This window comes from Streptomyces sp. LaBMicrA B280, from assembly GCF_049222185.1.
Classification (GTDB): domain Bacteria; phylum Actinomycetota; class Actinomycetes; order Streptomycetales; family Streptomycetaceae; genus Streptomyces; species Streptomyces murinus.
The window spans coordinates 13,987-30,982 of record NZ_JBMJCT010000014.1 but is presented as its reverse complement, the minus strand read 5'-3'; the positions used below and the strand labels follow the sequence as shown (position 1 = coordinate 30,982).

The window sequence follows — 16,996 nt, the reverse complement described above, 5'->3', positions numbered from 1 at the left end:
AGTCCCCTCACCGTGCCCCGGACGCGGACCCGGCTCCGGCCAGGGCCGCGTCCGGCGTGGCGTGCGGCGGCAGCAGCCGGGACAGGCCCGTCACCCGCAGGACGCGCAGGGTCAGCGGGTGGGTGCACACCAGGTGCACCTGCCCGTCGTGCCCGAGGATCCGGGTCCGCGCCCGGTAGAGCAGGCGCAGCCCCGAGCAGTCGAAGAACTCCACGGGCCGCAGATCCAGCACGACCCGGGCGCCGGGGCGGCCGGTGATCCGGTCCAGCAGCGGGAGGATCTCCGCCGCCGCGATGAGGTCGATCTCGCCCCGGAACTCCAGGACGGTGTGCGCACGGTATGCGTACACCCGAAGATGCCGGGTGAGGGACACGGGTTCCCGTCGCACCTCGGCATCACCTCCCACCCGCGCCCGGACGTCGGATCTCCGACCGTCAAGTTACCCTCGATGGAAGGAATTTGAGCATGTTCGATTGACATATGTCTTCGGGTTTCACGCGTGTCCGGGGGCCGTTCAGTCGACCAGCAGCACCAGCTTCCCCGTGGTGCGCCCGGTCTCCCCCTGTTCGTGCGCCTTCGCGGCGTCGGCCAGCGGGTACGTCCCGGCGATCGACGCCCTCAGCTTCCCCGACTCGACGAGTTCCGCGACCGACCGCATGCCGGACCGGTCGGCGTCCACCAGCATCCGTACCGCCCGTACGCCGAGCCGCTCGGCCTCCTCGTACAGTTCGCGGGAGCCCACCGGCACGATCGACACCAGGATCCCGCCGGGCCGCAGCGTCCGCAGGGAGCGCAGGGCCGTCTCGCCGCCGAGGGTGTCCAGGACGACGTCCACGTCGCGCACCGCCTCGGTGACATCGGTGGTGTGGTAGTCGACCGGCTCGTCCACGCCGATCTCCCGCAGGAAGTCGTGCTTGGCCGCGCTCGCCGTGCCGATCACATGGGCGCCGCGCGCCTTGGCGATCTGCGCGGCCACATGCCCGACCCCACCGGCCGCCGCCTGGATCAGCACCCGCTGCCCCCGCCGTACCCCGGCCCGCTCGGTCAGGGCCTGCCAGGCGGTCAGCGACACCAGGGGCAGCGCGCCCGCCTCGGTGTGGTCGACCGCGGCCGGCTTGTGCCACAGGGCGCGGACCGGGGCGATCACGTACTCGGCGTGCGAGCCGTGTCCGAAGGGGTAGGGCAGCATGCCGAAGACCTCGTCGCCGGGCCGGAACTCGGCCACACCGATCCCGGTCTCCGCGACCTCCCCGGAGACGTCCCAGCCGAGCACGAACGGCGGCTCGCCGAGGAACCCGCCGGTGGCGCGGTGCTTCCAGTCGGTGGGGTTCAGCCCGGCGGCCCGCACCCGGACCAGCACTTCGTTCGGCCGCGGTGCCGGCCGCTCCAGCGTCACTTCGCGCAGTACCCCGGGGCCGCCGAGGACGTCCTGGCCGATGGCTCGCATGGTGGTCACGTCGTTCATGATCCCCCAGCCTGCCCCGCGGCGCCCCCGCGGCGAAACGGCACCAGGACGGGAACCCCGCCCGCGCGGCCTCCGGGGCGGCCGGGCGGGCGCCGGAGTCGCGACGGGAAGATCTACGACGGCGGCGGGCCCGACGCCTGGAGCGCCGGGAGGCCGACCGGGTGCTGTACTCCTTCGGCGTCGGCGTCGGCGTCGGCGGCCGGCTCGGGAACGGTGCGAAGACGCGCCGTCGGGGGCAGACCTCATGCGCGGGCCCCGCCCCGGCGGCCACACTGGAGCGCACCCGCATCCCATCAGGAGGCCGACGCGATGACCCCGCCGCCCGCCCGCACCGCCGAGCAGCGCAAGAAGGACACCCTGCACCGGCTGGACCACGACGAGGACGCCTGGGTGGCCACGGCCGGGCCCGACGGCGGCGCGCCCCATCTGGTGCCGCTGTCCTTCGTCTGGGACGGCGCCCTCCTGCTGTTCGCCACCCCGGCCGACAGCCCCACCGGCCGCAATCTGGTCGACAGTGGCCGGGTCAGGCTCGGCATCGGGACGACCCGGGACGTCGTCGTCGTGGACGGCGGCGTGCAGTCGGTGAGCCCGGAGGACCTGCCCGAGGAGGACGCGGAGGTCTTCGCGGGCAAGACCGGCTTCGACCCCCGGCGGCTGGCCACCCGCTATCTGTACTTCCGGGTCGTCCCCGAGCGCATCCAGGCCTGGCGCGAGGCGAACGAGCTGCCCGGGCGGGACCTCATGCGCGACGGCCGGTGGCTGGTCGACGGGGCCGACGGGGCCGACGGCTGAGGGCGGCCGGACGGCGCCTCAGCGCCACCCCCGCTTGCCGCCCTTGTCCCGCTTGCCGGCCTTGCCGGCCTTGCCCGCCGCCTTGCTCCCCGTGCCGTTCTCGTGGTCCTCGGCCACCGGCCACACGCCCGTCGAGCGTGCGATGGCCTTGGCGCCGGTGCGGTCCACGGCGCTGCGCACCACCGCGAAGATCGCGCCCTGGAGGGCGGCGGCCAGCAGGATGTCGCGCAGCCGGCGGTCCTCGTCCAGGGCGGTGGGCGCGTCGTCCTCGTGCCGCATCGCCTTCCACGCCTGCTTGAAGGCGAGACCGGCGACCGCGCCGCTCGCCCAGCTGAGCACGAAGCCGATCGGCTGGTAGACGAAGGGGAGCTTGGTCTTCTTCGACTTGGACATGGATGACTCCTTCCTCGTCAGGGGGTTCTCATACGGGGCGGCCCGCGGGGGCCACCCGTTCGCCCTCGGGCACCGGGCCCGGGGGCGTGCCGTCGCCGAACGGCCGGCCGCCCAGTTCCTCGCGGTGGTGCGGGCTCAGCCAGTTCGCCAGATCGGGGCCGAGCGGCACGATGCCGGTCGGATTGATACCGGTGTGCACCTGGTAGTAGTGCCGTTTGATGTGGTCGAAGTTGACGGTGTCGCCGAACCCCGGCGTCTGGAACAGGTCACGGGCGTACGCCCACAGCACCGGGTCCTCCGCCAGCTTCCAGCGGTTGCACTTGAAGTGGCCGTGGTAGACCGGGTCGAACCGGACCAGCGTGGTGAACAGCCGGATGTCCGCTTCCGTGAGGGTGTCGCCGACCAGATACCGCTGTCCGGCCAGCCGTTCGGCGATCATTTCCAGCCGCCGGAAGACACCCGCGCAGGCCTCCTCGTACTCCTTCTGGTGGGTGGCGAACCCGGCCCGGTACACGCCGTTGTTGACGTCCTCGTACACCCCGGCCATCACCTCGTCGATCTCGTCGCGGCGGACCGCCGGATACAGGTCCGGGGCGCCTTCGCGGTGCAGGGCCGTCCACTCGGTGGCGAGGTCCAGGGTGAGCCGCTGGTAGTCGTTGGTGACCAGCTTCCCGCTGCCCACGTCCACCACGGCGGGCACGCTCACCCCGCCCGGATACCCGCTCTCCCGGCGGTCGTACGCCTCGCCGAGGTAGCGGATGCCGAGCACCGGGTCCCGGCCGTCCGGATCCAGGGTGAACCGCCAGCTGCGGTCGTCCTGGATCGGGTCGGCGACCGCCATGGACAGCGCGTCCTCCAGGCCGAGCAGCCGACGGGAGATCACCGCCCGGCTCGCCCAGGGGCACGCGCGCGACACCACCAGCCGGTAGCGCCCCGCCGCCACCGGCCACCCGTCCCGGCCGTCCGCGGTGATCCGGTCCCGGAAGTGGCTGCGCGACCGGCTGAAGCTCTTGTGGCCGTAGGCGCGGTTGCCGTCACCGCCCATGTCTCCTCCTCGCCACCGGGTCCCGGGCCCTCGCCGCCGGGTTCCCCGGAGCACCGACTTCTCCGTCAGAGCACCGACTTCCCCGTTTCCGGGCAGTCGCACGGTGTGATTCCCGGGCCCCCGGGCAGTCGGCCCCCGTGAGCGGAACATCACCGGAACGACAGGAGCACGGGACCGCCCCGGCGGGGGCCGCCCGCGCCGAAGGGCGCACCGGGGCCACCGACCGCCGGGTGCGGGCCCGCGAGCGGCGCAGCCGGGCGAGCGACCGCCGTACCAAGGTCACCGTCCTCGTCGCCCTCGGGGCCAATCTGCTGATCGCCGTGGCCAAGGCCGCAGGCGGGGTGATCTCGGGATCGCCCGCGCTGCTGTCGGAGGCCGCGCACTCGGTCGCCGACTCCTTCAACGAGGTGTTCCTGCTGGCCGCCCTGCGCCGCAGCCGCCGCCCCGCCGACGCCCGGCACCCCTTCGGCTACGGCAAGGAACGCTTCTTCTGGTCGCTGCTCGCCGCCGTCGGGATCTTCGTGATGGGCGGCTGCTTCTCCTTCTTCCAGGGCTTCGAGGCACTGCGCGAGGGCACCCGGGAGACGTCCCGCGGCTATGTGGTGGGCCTGATCGTGCTGGGCGTGGCACTGCTCGCCGAGGGCGGCTCGCTGCTGCGCGCCCTGTACCAGGTGCGCGCGCGGGGCGGCCGGGCGGCGCTGCGCGATCCGGCGCTGCGCACGGTGGTCGCCGAGGACGGCACGGCGGTGCTCGGCGTGAGCCTGGCGATCGCCGGGATGGCCCTGCACATGGCGACCGGGCAGGTCGCCTGGGAGGCGTCCGCCTCGCTCGCCATCGGGGTGCTGCTGGTCTACGTCGCCTACCGGCTGGGCCGGGAGGCCCGCGATCAGCTCATCGGACAGGCCGCCGACCCGGAACTCAGCGGCCGTATCCGCGCGCTGCTGCGGGCACAGCCGGAGATCGACAGCGTGGAGTCGCTGTTCACCATGAAGCTGGGCCTCGACTCCATCCTGGTGGCCGCCCGCATCGACCTCGTGCCCGGCCTGGACAGCGAACGGGTCGAGGAGGTCGCCGACCGCATCAAGCGCTCGCTGGCCGCGACGTTCCCGGCCGCCGACCAGATCTTCCTCGACGTCACCGACAGCCCCGACGGCGAGGCACGACAGAGCCCCGCCGCGACGGGGGAGCGCGGCGGGGCCTGACGGCACGACTGCCCGTACCAAAGACGGTTCACACCCGCCGGGTGAAGAATTCTCCGGCGGGCACCGCCCCGGCGGCCGGTCAGCTCCGGCGGCCGGTCAGCTCTCCTTGGCCGGCTCCAGCACGAACACCGGGATCTCCCGGTCGGTCTTCTGCTGGTACTCCGCGTACGGCGGGTACGCCGCGACCGCCCGCTCCCACCACCGGGTCTTCTCGTCGCCGGTGACCTCACGGGCCCGCATGTCCTGCTTGACCGGACCGTCCTGCAACTCGACATGCGGATCGGCCTTGACGTTGAAGTACCACACCGGGTGCTTCGGCGCGCCGCCCTGCGAGGCGACCACCGCGTACGCGCCCTCGTGCGCCACCCGCATCAGCGGCGTCTTGCGGATCTTCCCGCTCTTCGCGCCCCGGGTCGTCAGGACGATGACCGGCATCCCGGTGTCCAGCAGGGTGTTGCCCTTCGTCCCGCCGGAACTCTCGTACAACTCCACCTGATCGCGTACCCACTGCTCCGGGCTCGGCTCGTACTCACCCTTGAGAGGCATGGATCCGTCCCCTTCGTCGTTCCTACGCATGCGTGTGCGCCGTTTCCAACACCGGCGCCCGCACGCTTCATCCGTACCGTGCTTCCCCGCGGCGCCGGGATCATTACCTCCGCGGTCATCGCGTCACCCTCACCGCCCCTGGCACAGTGGTCGCCGTCCGAGACCGGATCCGACCCGAGGAGTGCCCGCCATGACGTACGACCCCACCCCCGACACCCGCGCCGCCGTCCAGGAACTCCTGGTCAGGATCGGCGCGGGCGACCCGGACCGGATCGCCGAGCTGTACGCCGAGGACTGCGACTGGCGGCTGGACTGGCCCGAGGAGGAGCACGGCAGCCCGGACACCCCGTGGATCCGGCACCGCGCCACCCGCGCCGACGCGGCCGCCCACTTCCGGGAGCTGGCCGCCCACCACGTCCCCGAGAAGGCGGACACCGTCGTCGAACGGATCCTGGCCGACGGCGAGGACGCGGTCGTCCTCGGCGTCATACGGCAGACGGCCGCATCGACCGGCCGCTCCTACACCGCCCGGTTCGCCCTGCACCTCACGGTCCGCGAGGGCGTAGTCGTACGCCATCACGTGTACGAGGACAGCCTCGCCGTGGCCCGTGCCTTCGCCCCGCGCGAGGGGGACGCCGGGGCGCGGTGAGCGGCGGTTGCGCCGTCTGGCCGGAACCAGACCCTCCTACCTTCGCGATTCGGACGGATCGGGAGGATCCTTGAAGTGGCTGAACTTGTCATCGACCCATAGGTGCCTGAGGCATCTAATGAAGATCGGCACGACGCACTTCTTCGTCTGCGAGGTCTTTCCATGACGGAACTGACGGACATCACCGGACCGGCGACCCCGGCCGACCCCGTCGCCTTCCCCCAGGACCGCACCTGCCCCTACCACCCGCCGACCGGCTACGCCCCGCTGCGCGAGGCCCGGCCCCTGGCGCGCGTCACCCTGTACGACGGCCGCGAGGTCTGGATGGTCACCGGGCACGCCATCGCCCGGTCCCTGCTCGCCGACCCCCGGCTGTCCAGCGACCGCCGCCGCGGCGAGTTCCCGTCGATCTCCCCCCGCTTCGAGGGCGTCCGCGACCGCCGGGTGGCGCTGCTCGGCCAGGACGATCCCGAGCACCAGCGGCAGCGGCGGATGATGATCCCGTCGTTCACCCTCAAACGCGCGGGCGGGCTGCGGCCCGCCATCCAGCGGATCGTGGACGACCTGCTGGACACGATGATCGAACAGGGTCCGCCCGCCGATCTGGTCTCCGCCTTCGCACTGCCCGTGCCGTCGATGGTGATCTGCGATGTGCTCGGCGTGCCCTACGCCGACCACGAGTTCTTCGAGGAACAGTCCCGGCGGCTGCTGCGCGGGCCGACCGCCGCGGACAGCCAGGGCGCCCGCGACCGCCTGGAGGAGTATCTCGGCGGCCTCGTCGACGCCAAGGCCCGGCAGTCCGAGCCCGGCGACGGCGTCCTCGACGACCTCGTCCACCAGCAGCTGCGCCAGGGCACTCTGGAGCGCGCCGATGCCGTCTCGCTCGCGGTGATCCTGCTGGTCGCGGGCCATGAGACCACCGCCAACATGATCTCCCTCGGCACCTTCACCCTGCTCCAGAACCCCGGCCGGCTGGCCGAGCTGCGCGCGGATCCGGCGCTGCTGCCCGCGGCCGTCGAGGAGCTGATGCGGGTGCTGTCCATCGTCGACGCGCTGGCGCGGGTGGCGCTGGAGGACATCGAGATCGACGGCACCACCATCCGGGCCGGTGAGGGGGTCTTCTTCTCCACGTCGGTGATCAACCGGGACCCGGGCCAGTACGACGACCCCGACGCCCTGGACCTCCACCGGCCCACCCGGCACCACGTGTCGTTCGGCTTCGGCATCCACCAGTGCCTGGGCCAGAACCTGGCCCGCGCGGAGCTGGAGATCGCCCTCGGCACCCTGCTCGCCCGGCTGCCGGGACTGCGGCTGGCCGCGCCCGCCGAGGAGATCCCCTTCAAACCCGGCGACACGATCCAGGGGATGCTGGAACTCCCCGTGACCTGGTAAGAGGCTCAGCTCATGCACATCGAGATCGACAAGAACGTCTGCATCGGCGCGGGCCAGTGCGCGCTGACCGCGCCGGGTGTGTTCACCCAGGACGACGACGGGTTCAGCATGCTGATCCCCGGCCGCGAGGACGGCGCGGGCGACCCGAACGTCCGCGAGGCCGCCCGGGCGTGCCCGGTCGGCGCGATCACCGTGACGGACTCGGCGGCGGCGGAGGCGTAGGTGGACTGAGTGGGGGGATGGCGAGGGGCGGGCAGGGGCAGTGGGCGATGGGCCTGCCCGCCCCCCTGCCCCCCTGCCCGCCTGTACGTCAGGTCGGTGGGCCGGCCGGAGTAGTGCCCGGACCGGTTGTCGCCCCGACCGACGGGCCGGGGCGGTTGGGTCGAGCGGTGTGGCTTCGCTCCGGTCCGGTCGGTGACGTCGTCGGCCGACCGGGCAGGGGTCGCTGTTTGAACCAGCTTGTCGTCCCAGGCCGACCGGTGGGGCGGCGCGCGCTCGCCGTCGCCGTTGCCGTGGGTCGGCGGGCGGCGCCCCGGCTGGCCGCTGCCTGCCGACGGGCCAGGGCGGTGTTCGAGCCGGTTCCCGGCCCTGCGCCGACCGGCGAAGCGGCGCCTTCAGAGCTGCCGCCTGGTTGGGGCGGGGGTGGTGTCCGTGCCGGTCGTCGCCGAGGCCGACCGGCGCGGGGACGGCGGACGGGTCGCCCGTCGCCGGAGATTCAGTTGGCGTGCATGCTCTGCGCCATCCGTACCAGCTCGTCGCTCTCCGCCGCGTCGATCTCGACGTCCAGGACGGTGCAGACGCGGGCCAGGAGGAAGTAGAAGCCCGCCAGGACGAGGGTCTCGACGATCTGTTCCTCGGTGTAGTGGGCGCTGACGGCCGTGTACCGGGCGTCGTCCACGAGCGGCGAGGCGGCCGCGGCGGCGGCGAAGGTGACCAGCGCCTGCTGGGCCGGGGTGAAGACATCGGCGTCGTACCGCTTGGCGCGCAGGGCCGCGCGCTGCTCGTCCGTGACGCCCACGGCCCGGGAGATGGGCACGTGCTGCGCCCACTCGTACTCGGCCTCGAACACGGTGCCGTAGGTGAGGATGAGGAGCTCGCGGTCCATCGCGCTGAGGCTGGCGTCGGCGAAGAGCGCGGCGCCGAGCCGGGCGATCTGCGTGACCGACCGGGGCGCGTGGCCGAGCATCCGGTACACGTTGATGACGCGCCCCTGGCTGAGCGAGCGCAGGGATTCGGGCAGCGCCTCGGTGTCGAGGCAGGGGATGCGGGACATGGGGTCTCTCCTTGGGGCAAGGCGGTGGGAGGGTGTCAGGAGGACTCGTCGTCGAGCCAGCGGGGCTGTGACGAGCCGCGGGGGACGAGGAGCGGGCCGCGCCAGGCCGGCGGGGTCTCGCTCAGGGTGACCGGCGGGGCCACGAGGGAGAGTTCGCCGAGCGGGGTCGCCCGGGTGATCCGCTCCGGCTGGGCCAACGGCGTGGCGGGCAGCAGCCGTTCGACCTGCTCGGGCGTGAACGTGCCCAGTTGATAGGCCCAGTTGGAGACACCGGCGAGGGAGACCCGCACCCGGTAGCTGCCGCCCTCGTGGGCACGGCGCAGCACCGCGCTCATGACACCGGCGGCGACGAGATACGCGGCCAGGTAGTCGTTGAGCATCCGGCCGGGCGGCAACTCCGGGCGCCCGTCCCGCCGTTCGCTCCAGTTGACGCCGGTCAGCGCCTGGGCGTGCTGGTCGAAGCCGCCCCGGTCCCGCCAGGGACCGCTGTGGCCGTAGGCGCGCACGGACACATGGATGATGCCGGGCGAGATCTCGGCGCACTCCTCGGGGCTGAGCCCGAGCCGGGCCATCTTGCCTGCCCGGTGGTTGTGCACGAACACATCGGCGCTGCGCAGCAGTTCCTCGAAAGCGCGTCGGCCGTCGCCGCCGGAGTCCAGGGCGAGCCGGGCGGAGCGCAGGCCGACCCCGGTCTCGTTCCAGCACAGATCGTGGTCAAAGGCGTTCGGCTCGCACACATGCAGCACATCCGCGCCCTGCTCGGCGAGCACCCGGCCGGCCGCGGTGCCCGCGAAGACATGGGTGAACTGCAGGGAGCGCAGACCGGACAGCGGCTGGGCGCCGGCCGGCAGCGGACGCGGCGGGGCGTCGCCCACCCGCTCCACGGCCACCAGGGGTTCGTCCAGCACGGCCCGGCCCTGCGGGTGCGCGAGGAACTCCTCCCGGCTGCGGACGATCGCGAGCGGGACACCCCGGTCGGCCGCTTCCTCCTCCAGGTCCCAGGAGATCCGCTTCGCGACGGCCGCGCCGATGTGCTCGCGGGTGTGCGCCGTGCCGAGCATGTCGAGGAAGGCGTCGCGGGTGCTCGGATAGCAGGCGATCGGGATGGCCCAGCGGTCGTCCGCGGTGCGGTACAGGTCCCACAGCGCGGGGGCGAGCCCGCCGCCCAGCCCGAGGACGCTGCCCATGTTGGAGCCGTAGCCGTTCAGCGTGTTGCCGCCGCCGAGGTAGGGCGTGAGCTGGTGCATCGCCTGCCCGAGGTCGAGGCCGAGGCGCTGCGGGCGGCCCGTCGCGCTCTGCCAGATCTGGGCCGCGCCGACGGCCGCGGACAGCAGGGCGATACCCATGGCCGAGCCCAGCCGGATGGTGGACGGCACCAGCGGATCCTGTCCGCGCACGACGAGTTCGCTGACCGCGCCGTCACGCGACAGGCCGAGCGACTTCAGTGTCCTGTCTAATTCACCGATCAGATCGAATTCGTTTTCTTCCATGCCCGGAAACATAGCACCGATGAGGTGGCGGTAAACCGGTCGAGTGGCATTTTCGGAGGGGTCGCGGAGGGCTTCCGATGAAAGTCGAACCGTCATCAGCCAGCTATCAGTTCACTATCAGGAAGGGCTGGTTCGGTGGTCCTGAAGCAGTCGATTCGTAGAGAGGCGGTGACGTGGATGTCGCATGATTTTCCCGCCGTGGAGGAGCTCAATCACCTGCCGGAGTACGAGCGCCGGGAGCTCATCGAGGACCTGGTGGTGAAGGAGTTCAGGAACGCCCTTTTCATGACCGACCGCGAGGAGTTCGCCCTGGACGTGGGCTTCTTCGACCTGGGGCTCACCTCGTTGCGGCTGAGCGAGGTGAAGCTTTCCCTGGAGCGGAAGCTGGGTCGCGAGATTTCGACAGCCGCCCTTTTCGGCCATCCGACCGCCGGTCAGTTGATCGACCATCTTTGTGCGTGATCTTTTTCCTGACCGGAGGGAATAAATGTCGGACACATCGAATCCTACGGCGGCCGAACTGGCCGCCGTACTCGCCGAACTGCGACACAAGGAGGAAGCGCTCGCCGCCCACGCGGAGGCGCTCGCCGCCCTGGAGCGCGAGAAATACGAACCCATCGCCATCGTGGGTATGGGGCTGCGTATTCCGGGCGGTAACAACGACGTCGACACATTCGCCGAGTTCCTGCGCGAGGGCCGCTCGGGCATCGGGCCCCTGCCGGCCGACGAGCGCCGCCAGATGGCCCCCGGCGACGGCGACGGCGAGAGCGGGGAAGGGGACGACGACCGGCCGCGCGGCGGCTTCCTCCGTGACGTCGACCGCTTCGACGCCGCCTTCTTCTCGATCTCCCCCAAGGAGGCCCCCTACATCGACCCCCAGCAGCGGCTGGCCCTCCAGACCGCCTGGGAGGCGCTGGAGCACGCGGGCATCGACCCCACCTCGCTGCGGCACGGCGACACCGGCGTGTTCATGGGCGTCACCACCCTCGACTACATCTTCGAGTCCACCGACCTCGCCCCCGCCGACCTCGACGGCTACCTCGCGCCCGGACTGACCCACAGCGCCGTCTCGGGCCGGATGTCGTTCTTCCTCGGGCTGCGCGGCCCCTGCATGACCGTCGACACCACCTGCTCCTCCTCGCTGACGGCCACCCACCTCGCCGTACAGGCCCTGCGCGGCGGCGAGTGCGGGATCGCGCTGAGCGGCGGCGTCAACGTCATCCACAACGCGCAGAACCACACCATCCTGAAGCTGGGCGGGGTGCTCTCCGCCGACGGGTCGTGCAAGACCTTCGACGAGCGGGCCGACGGCTACGCCCGCGCCGAGGGCTGCGGGGTGCTGGTCCTCAAACGGCTGTCCGACGCGCTGCGCGACGGCGACACCGTGCACGCCGTGATCCGGGGCTCCGCGGTCGGCCAGGACGGCGAGAGCGCGGGCCTGACGGCCCCCAACGGCGCCGCCCAGGAGCAGGTCATGCGCTCCGCCCTGGCCCGCTGCCGGCTCACCCCCGGCGACATCCACTACGTCGAGGCCCACGGCACGGGCACCGCGCTCGGCGACCCCACCGAGATGGACGCGATCAGCGATGTGTTCGCGCAGTCGCACACCAAGGAACGGCCCGTGGTGGTGGGCTCGTTGAAGACCAACATCGGCCACATGGAGGGCGCGGCCGGGGCCGGCTCGCTCATCAAGGCGGTGCTCCAGCTGCGGGAGCGTACGGTCTTCCCGCACCTGAACCTCGTCACCCCCTCCCGGCGCATCGCCTGGGACGAGGCGCCCGTCACCGTGCCGACCGAGTGCCGCCCCTGGCCCGGCACCGGCCCCGGGCGCGCGATGGTCAACGGGTTCGGCGTGACGGGCACGATCGCCTCCGTCGTCCTGGAGGAGGCGCCGCCCGCACCCGCCGGGGAAACGGCGGCCGAGGCCCGTCCGAGCGCCGTGCTCACGCTGTCCGCCAAGAGCCGCGCCTCGCTGCGCCGGCTCGCCGAGCGCTACCTCGACCACCTGGACCGCCACCCCGACACCCCGCTCGCGGACCTGTGCCGCACCTCCAACACCGGGCGCGCGCACTTCCGTTACCGGATCGCCGAGGTGGTGGGCGACCGGGACGGCGCCGTCCGGGCCCTGGGCAAGCGGGCCGAGTCCCTGGCGGCGGGCACCGCCCGCGGCGGCTCGGCGAGCGCCCCGAAGGTGGCCTTCCTCTTCTCCGGCACCGGCACCCAGTACCCCGGCATGGGCGCCGCGCTCTACCGGCAGTACCCGGCCTTCCGCGCCGCGCTGGACGAGTGCGACGCCATCCTCACCCCGCTGCTCGGCGTCCCGCTCGGCGCGTTGATCCGCGGCGAGTGCGAGGCACCCGAGCGCATCCACGAACCCCGTTACCTCCAGCCCGCGTTGTTCAGCCTGGAATACGCGATGGCCCGGCTCTGGCTGTCCTGGGGCGCCCGCCCCTCGGTGCTGATGGGCCACAGCCTGGGCGAGTTCGCCGCCGCCGCGGTGGCCGGACTGTTCTCGCTGGAAGACGGCGCCCGTCTGGTGGCCGCCCGCGGCCGGCTGAGCGAGGCGCTGCGCAGCAAGGGCGGCATGGCCGCGGTCGGCGCGCCCGCCGCCGAGATCGCCCCGCTGATCGAGGACTACCCGGACCTGACCATCGGCGCCGTCAACGGCCCCGGCCAGTGCCTGCTCACCGGCGGCCACGACTCGCTCGCCGACGCGGGCCGGAAACTGGCCGAACGCGGCGTGAAATTCACCCCGTTGAAGGGCGCCGTGCCCTACCACTCGCCGCTGATGGCGGAGATCACCGACGCGTTCCGCAAGGTCCTCGCCGGAGTCGAGTTCCGCACCCCGGGCATGGCCCTGGTGTCCAACGTGACCGGCCGGGTGGCCCGCGGCCGGCAGATGGCGGACCCCGAGTACTGGATCAGCCACCTCCTCGAACCCGTGCAGTTCGAGGCCGGTGTCCAGGCGGTGGACCAGCGCGGCCGGCACGTCTTCGTCGAACTCGGCCCCTCCGGCGCGCTCACCGCGCTGGCCAGGACCTCGGCCGTCGACGCCGACCACGTCTGGCTGAGCAGCACCTTCCGCGACGACCGCGACGGCGACATGATCCGCCGCTCCCTCGCCAAGGCGTACGAGGCGGGCGTGCCCGTCTCCTGGGCGGGTTACCACGAGGGCGCCCCGCGGCGCCGGATCCCCGTGCCGTCGTACCCCTTCGACGGCAAGCGGTACTGGCTGCCCACCCCGCAGCGCCGGGCCGCCGAGGCCGCCTGGCAGGCGGAGCGGACCGGCGAGGACCAACAGGGCGCGAACGGCGGCCTGTTCTACGAGCAGCACTGGGTCGCGCAGCCCCTGCCGGACACCCGCCGCGACGGACGGCGCGTCCTCGTCGCCGGGGACACGGACCGGCTGCCGCGCGCCCTCGCCGAGGCGGCCGCGGCCCAGGGCGTCACCCTCGACGCCGTACCCGACCCCGCGGCCCTCGCCGGGGCGCTGGCGGGCGAGCCGCCCACCGATGTGTGCTGGCTGTGGCGCGCCCACACCGGCGAGGAGACGGGAGCGGCGCGGCTGCGCGCCGAGTCCGAGGCCAACTACCGTGAACTGCTGGCCGTGTTGGACAGGCTGGCCCGCTCGGGCTTCGGCCGGGGCCAACGCCTGTGGCTGGTCACCGAGGGCGCCCAGCACCTGCCCGGCGACAAGGACACCGAACCGGCGGCCGCCGCCACCCTGTGGGGCTTCGGCCGCGCCCTGGGCGCCGAGTTCCCCGGCTACCGGGTCACCCTGCTGGACCTGCCGCCCGGCGGCGACGGCGCCGCGGGCCTGGTGGGGGAGTGGACGGCAGCCCAGGAGAGCGAGCTGGAAATCGTCCACCGCGACGGCGGGCGCTGGGTACGGCGGCTGCGCACGGCCGACCCCGTGCCCGCGGACTCCCGCCCCCTCACCGTCCGCCCCGACCGCACCTATGTGGTGGTCGGCGCGACGGGCATGGTCGGCCGGGCCCTCGCCCGCCGCCTCGTCGCCCTCGGCGCCCGCCACCTGGCCCTGCTGAGCCGCACCGGCGGCCCCGCACCGGCCCTCGGCGACGGCGTCACGGCGCGGGTCCATGCCTGCGACCTCGGCTCCGCGCCGGACGTGACCCGCGTCCTGGCCGAACTCGCCGCCACCGCGCCCCCGGTGGGCGGTGTGGTGCACGCCGCCCAGGAGGCCGCGCGGGACCTGCCGCTCGCCCAGCAGACCTGGGAGAGCCTGGACGCCGTGTTCCAGGCCAAGGTCTACGGCGCCTGGCTGCTGCACGAGGCCACCGCCGACCTGCCCGAGCTGGACTTCTTCCTCGGCTGCTCCACGGCGGGCGCCCTGTTCGGCGCCGCGACGCAGACCGGTGCCGGTGCGGGCGCCGCCTTCCTCGACCATCTGATGGCCCAGCGCGCCGGTGCCGGGCTGCCCGCCACCGCCGTCAACTGGGGCCCCTGGACGCCCCGGGAGCCCGGGCGGCAGCTCAGCTCCTCGCTGGTCCGCAGCTGGGAGGGGCAGGGCATCACGCTCCTGGAGGAGGACGAGGCCACCGACGCGCTGCCCGCGCTGCTGGACGCCGGGCGCGCCCAGGTCCTGATGGGCCGCTGCGACTGGAACCGCTTCGTGGCCCGCAGGGCGCCCAGCGCGCTCTTCGCCGAGCTGGTCTCGGGGACCGCCGCGGACGGGGCGCCGACCGGCGTCGACGCCCTGGCCGACACCCCGGGGGCCGCCCGCTCGGCCGGGATCAACGCCATCGTGCGGGCCCGGCTCGCGGACGTGCTGCGCTTCGAGTCGGCCGACGACATCGAACCCGACGCCGAACTCGCCGCCCTCGGCATGGACTCGCTCAACGCGGTCGAGATCCGCAACTCGCTGGAGGCGGCCTTCCGGATCACGCTGCCCGCGTCGGTCACCTTCGACCGGCCCGGCGTGGACCTGCTCGGCGCATACATCGAAGAACTGCTGTCCGGTGCCGAGGCACCGGCACACGAGGCGGGAACGGGAGCACACCGATGACCACAGCCACACGATCGCGGACCCTGGGGGAAGTGATCTCCCGGCAGGCCGCGCTCCGGCCCGACCAGCCGGCCGTCGTCTGCGCCGGACGGTCGCTCACCTACCGGGAACTGGACCGGGAGAGCGCGCGTACGGCCGAGGTGCTGCGCGCGGCCGGGGTCGTACCCGGCGCCCGGGTGGGCTACCTCGGCAAGGAGGCCGTCGAGTACTGGGAGCTGGCCTTCGCCTGTGCCCGCACCGGCGCGGTCCTGGTCCCCGTCAACTGGCGGCTGACCTCCCAGGAGGTCGACCACATCCTGCGGGACTCCACCACCCAGGTGCTGCTGGTGGACGCGGAGCACCTGCCGGTGGCCGCCGAGGTGCGCGAGGGGCTGCCGACGCTGCGCACCCTGGTCTGCCTGGACGCCGACATGCCCGGCGCCGAGTCGCTGGCCGCCCGCAAGGCCGCGGTGGCCGCGGGGACCGGTCCGCGAAAGCCTTGCGGCCGACAGGTGCCGGACGACGCGGAGAGCCCCGTCGTGCAGATCTACACCAGCGGCACCAGCGGGCTGCCCAAGGGCGTCGTGCTGCCGCACCGCAGCTTCTTCAACGTCGCCGAGGCGATGGACGACAACGGCCTGGACTGGCTCGACTGGCAGTCCGGCGACCGCAGCCTGATCGGCCTGCCCGGCTTCCACATCGGCGGTCTCTCCTACGCGATGCAGGCGTTCAACGCCGGTGTCACCGTGGTGTCGCTGCCCGCCTTCATCAGCTCCGACGCGGTGCGGGTGATCGAGGAGGAGAAGGTCACCACCGGCATCGTGGCGCCCGCCATGCTGGAGCTGATGCTCCTCGAACCGGCCGCCGCCAGGGGCGCCCTCGGCTCGCTGCGCAAGGTCGTCTACGGTGGCTCGCCGATCGGCGAGGACCTGCTGAGCCGGGCGATCGACCTCATGGACTGCGACTTCCTCCAGATCTACGGCAGCAGCGAGACCGGCAACTTCGCCGTCTGCCTGCCGCCCGCCGACCATGTCCCCGGCAGCCCGCGACTGCGCGCCGCGGGCCGCCCCTACCCGGGGATCGAGGTGCGCATCGAGGACCCCGAGGGCCGGGTGCTGCCCACCGGCGAGGTCGGCGAGGTCTGTGTGCGCACCCCCGCCCGGATGCTCGGCTACTGGCGGCTGCCGGAGGCCACCGAGCGCACCGTGGTGGAGGGCTGGGTGCACATGGGGGACGCCGGGTACCTCGACGAGGACGGCTACCTCTACGTCCGCGACCGCGTCAACGACATGATCATCGTGGCGGGTGAGAACGTCTACCCGAAGGAGATCGAGGACGCCCTCGCCCGGCACCCCGCCGTGTCCGGCGCCGCCGTGGTGGGCCTGCCGCACGAGCGCTGGGGCGAGTCCGTGCACGCCCGGGTGGTCCTGGAGCCGGGCCAGGAGGCGGGGCCCAGGGACCTGCACCTCTTCCTGCGCGGCCGGCTGGCGGACTTCAAGATGCCCACGTCGTACGACTTCGCCGACGCCCTGCCCCGCAACCCCAGCGGCAAGGTACTGCGCCGGGCGGTACGCGACGAACTCGCCGCCGCGAAGAGCTGACCGCACCTCCCGCACGACGCCGGCCCGCCACCTCACCGAGGGGCGGGCCGGCGTCGTACGGGAGGACCCCGGTCCGCTGAACCCGCCTGGATATGCTGCCCGTTCGGCTTGGGCTCGGTCTCGGGGAGGAACGGCGTTGATCG

At 73.0% G+C, this 16,996-nt stretch carries 15 protein-coding genes; 8 read left to right on the top strand and 7 right to left on the bottom strand.

The features are described from left to right. Nucleotides 1–7 precede the first annotated feature (7 nt). On the bottom strand, nucleotides 8–388 hold the full coding sequence (locus ACLF5H_RS14560; RefSeq protein WP_421676494.1) for an anti-sigma factor antagonist: 381 nt from the start codon (nucleotides 386–388) through the stop codon (nucleotides 8–10). Between the two features lie 126 nt (nucleotides 389–514). Continuing rightward, nucleotides 515–1,465: an NADP-dependent oxidoreductase gene (locus ACLF5H_RS14555; RefSeq protein WP_421676493.1), complete on the bottom strand. Its 951-nt coding sequence runs from the start codon at nucleotides 1,463–1,465 to the stop codon at nucleotides 515–517. A 309-nt stretch (nucleotides 1,466–1,774) separates the two neighbouring features. On the opposite strand from ACLF5H_RS14555, the gene ACLF5H_RS14550 reads away from it, so the two are divergent. Beyond that, the gene (locus ACLF5H_RS14550; RefSeq protein ID WP_421676492.1) at nucleotides 1,775–2,257 is read left to right on the top strand and encodes a pyridoxamine 5'-phosphate oxidase family protein; all 483 of its coding nucleotides are present in this window, start codon (nucleotides 1,775–1,777) and stop codon (nucleotides 2,255–2,257) included. An 18-nt stretch (nucleotides 2,258–2,275) separates the two neighbouring features. Here the strand turns inward: ACLF5H_RS14550 and ACLF5H_RS14545 are convergent, their stop codons facing one another. Both ACLF5H_RS14545 and ACLF5H_RS14540 read right to left on the bottom strand, forming a co-directional pair. Continuing rightward, a complete protein-coding gene (locus ACLF5H_RS14545) occupies nucleotides 2,276–2,650 on the bottom strand; it encodes a DUF4235 domain-containing protein (protein ID WP_421676491.1) in 375 nt (124 codons plus the stop codon). Nucleotides 2,651–2,678: 28 nt separating this feature from the next. After that, complete coding sequence (locus ACLF5H_RS14540) at nucleotides 2,679–3,695, bottom strand: glutathione S-transferase family protein (protein WP_421676490.1); 1,017 nt, start codon at nucleotides 3,693–3,695, stop codon at nucleotides 2,679–2,681. 230 nt (nucleotides 3,696–3,925) lie between these two features. Here ACLF5H_RS14540 and ACLF5H_RS14535 point away from each other — a divergent pair, with 230 nt between their 5' ends. Next, nucleotides 3,926–4,897 carry a cation diffusion facilitator family transporter gene (locus ACLF5H_RS14535; RefSeq protein WP_421676610.1) on the top strand — a complete coding sequence of 324 codons (972 nt, stop codon included), beginning with the start codon at nucleotides 3,926–3,928 and terminating at the stop codon, nucleotides 4,895–4,897. A gap of 96 nt (nucleotides 4,898–4,993) precedes the next feature. On the opposite strand, the gene ACLF5H_RS14530 is transcribed toward ACLF5H_RS14535, so the two are convergent. Further along, nucleotides 4,994–5,443: a nitroreductase family deazaflavin-dependent oxidoreductase gene (locus tag ACLF5H_RS14530; RefSeq protein ID WP_421676489.1), complete on the bottom strand. Its 450-nt coding sequence runs from the start codon at nucleotides 5,441–5,443 to the stop codon at nucleotides 4,994–4,996. Nucleotides 5,444–5,633: 190 nt separating this feature from the next. Here ACLF5H_RS14530 and ACLF5H_RS14525 point away from each other — a divergent pair, with 190 nt between their 5' ends. The 3 genes from ACLF5H_RS14525 (at nucleotide 5,634) to ACLF5H_RS14515 (ending at nucleotide 7,706) form a co-directional block, all read left to right on the top strand. Next, the gene (locus tag ACLF5H_RS14525; RefSeq protein WP_421676488.1) at nucleotides 5,634–6,092 is read left to right on the top strand and encodes a nuclear transport factor 2 family protein; all 459 of its coding nucleotides are present in this window, start codon (nucleotides 5,634–5,636) and stop codon (nucleotides 6,090–6,092) included. Nucleotides 6,093–6,254: 162 nt separating this feature from the next. Continuing rightward, nucleotides 6,255–7,484 (top strand): cytochrome P450, encoded by a 1,230-nt coding sequence (locus ACLF5H_RS14520; protein WP_421676487.1) that lies wholly within the window; start codon nucleotides 6,255–6,257, stop codon nucleotides 7,482–7,484. A gap of 12 nt (nucleotides 7,485–7,496) precedes the next feature. Further along, entirely contained in the window at nucleotides 7,497–7,706 is a 210-nt protein-coding gene (locus ACLF5H_RS14515) for a ferredoxin (RefSeq protein WP_421676486.1), read from the top strand. Nucleotides 7,707–8,199: 493 nt separating this feature from the next. On the opposite strand, the gene ACLF5H_RS14510 is transcribed toward ACLF5H_RS14515, so the two are convergent. Together ACLF5H_RS14510 and ACLF5H_RS14505 are read right to left on the bottom strand one after the other, a co-directional pair. Further along, complete coding sequence (locus tag ACLF5H_RS14510) at nucleotides 8,200–8,757, bottom strand: carboxymuconolactone decarboxylase family protein (RefSeq protein ID WP_421676485.1); 558 nt, start codon at nucleotides 8,755–8,757, stop codon at nucleotides 8,200–8,202. Between the two features lie 35 nt (nucleotides 8,758–8,792). Further along, nucleotides 8,793–10,247 (bottom strand): CoA transferase, encoded by a 1,455-nt coding sequence (locus tag ACLF5H_RS14505; protein WP_421676484.1) that lies wholly within the window; start codon nucleotides 10,245–10,247, stop codon nucleotides 8,793–8,795. Between the two features lie 135 nt (nucleotides 10,248–10,382). Here ACLF5H_RS14505 and ACLF5H_RS14500 point away from each other — a divergent pair, with 135 nt between their 5' ends. The 3 genes from ACLF5H_RS14500 to ACLF5H_RS14490 are packed head-to-tail and all read left to right on the top strand — an operon-like array spanning nucleotide 10,383 to nucleotide 16,853. Beyond that, the gene (locus tag ACLF5H_RS14500; RefSeq protein WP_274506008.1) at nucleotides 10,383–10,709 is read left to right on the top strand and encodes an acyl carrier protein; all 327 of its coding nucleotides are present in this window, start codon (nucleotides 10,383–10,385) and stop codon (nucleotides 10,707–10,709) included. A gap of 25 nt (nucleotides 10,710–10,734) precedes the next feature. Further along, nucleotides 10,735–15,273: a type I polyketide synthase gene (locus ACLF5H_RS14495; protein ID WP_421676483.1), complete on the top strand. Its 4,539-nt coding sequence runs from the start codon at nucleotides 10,735–10,737 to the stop codon at nucleotides 15,271–15,273. Further along, nucleotides 15,270–16,853 (top strand): long-chain-fatty-acid--CoA ligase, encoded by a 1,584-nt coding sequence (locus ACLF5H_RS14490; protein WP_421676482.1) that lies wholly within the window; start codon nucleotides 15,270–15,272, stop codon nucleotides 16,851–16,853. The genes ACLF5H_RS14495 and ACLF5H_RS14490 overlap by 4 nt, the downstream gene beginning before the upstream one ends. The last annotated feature ends 143 nt before the right edge of the window (nucleotides 16,854–16,996 follow it).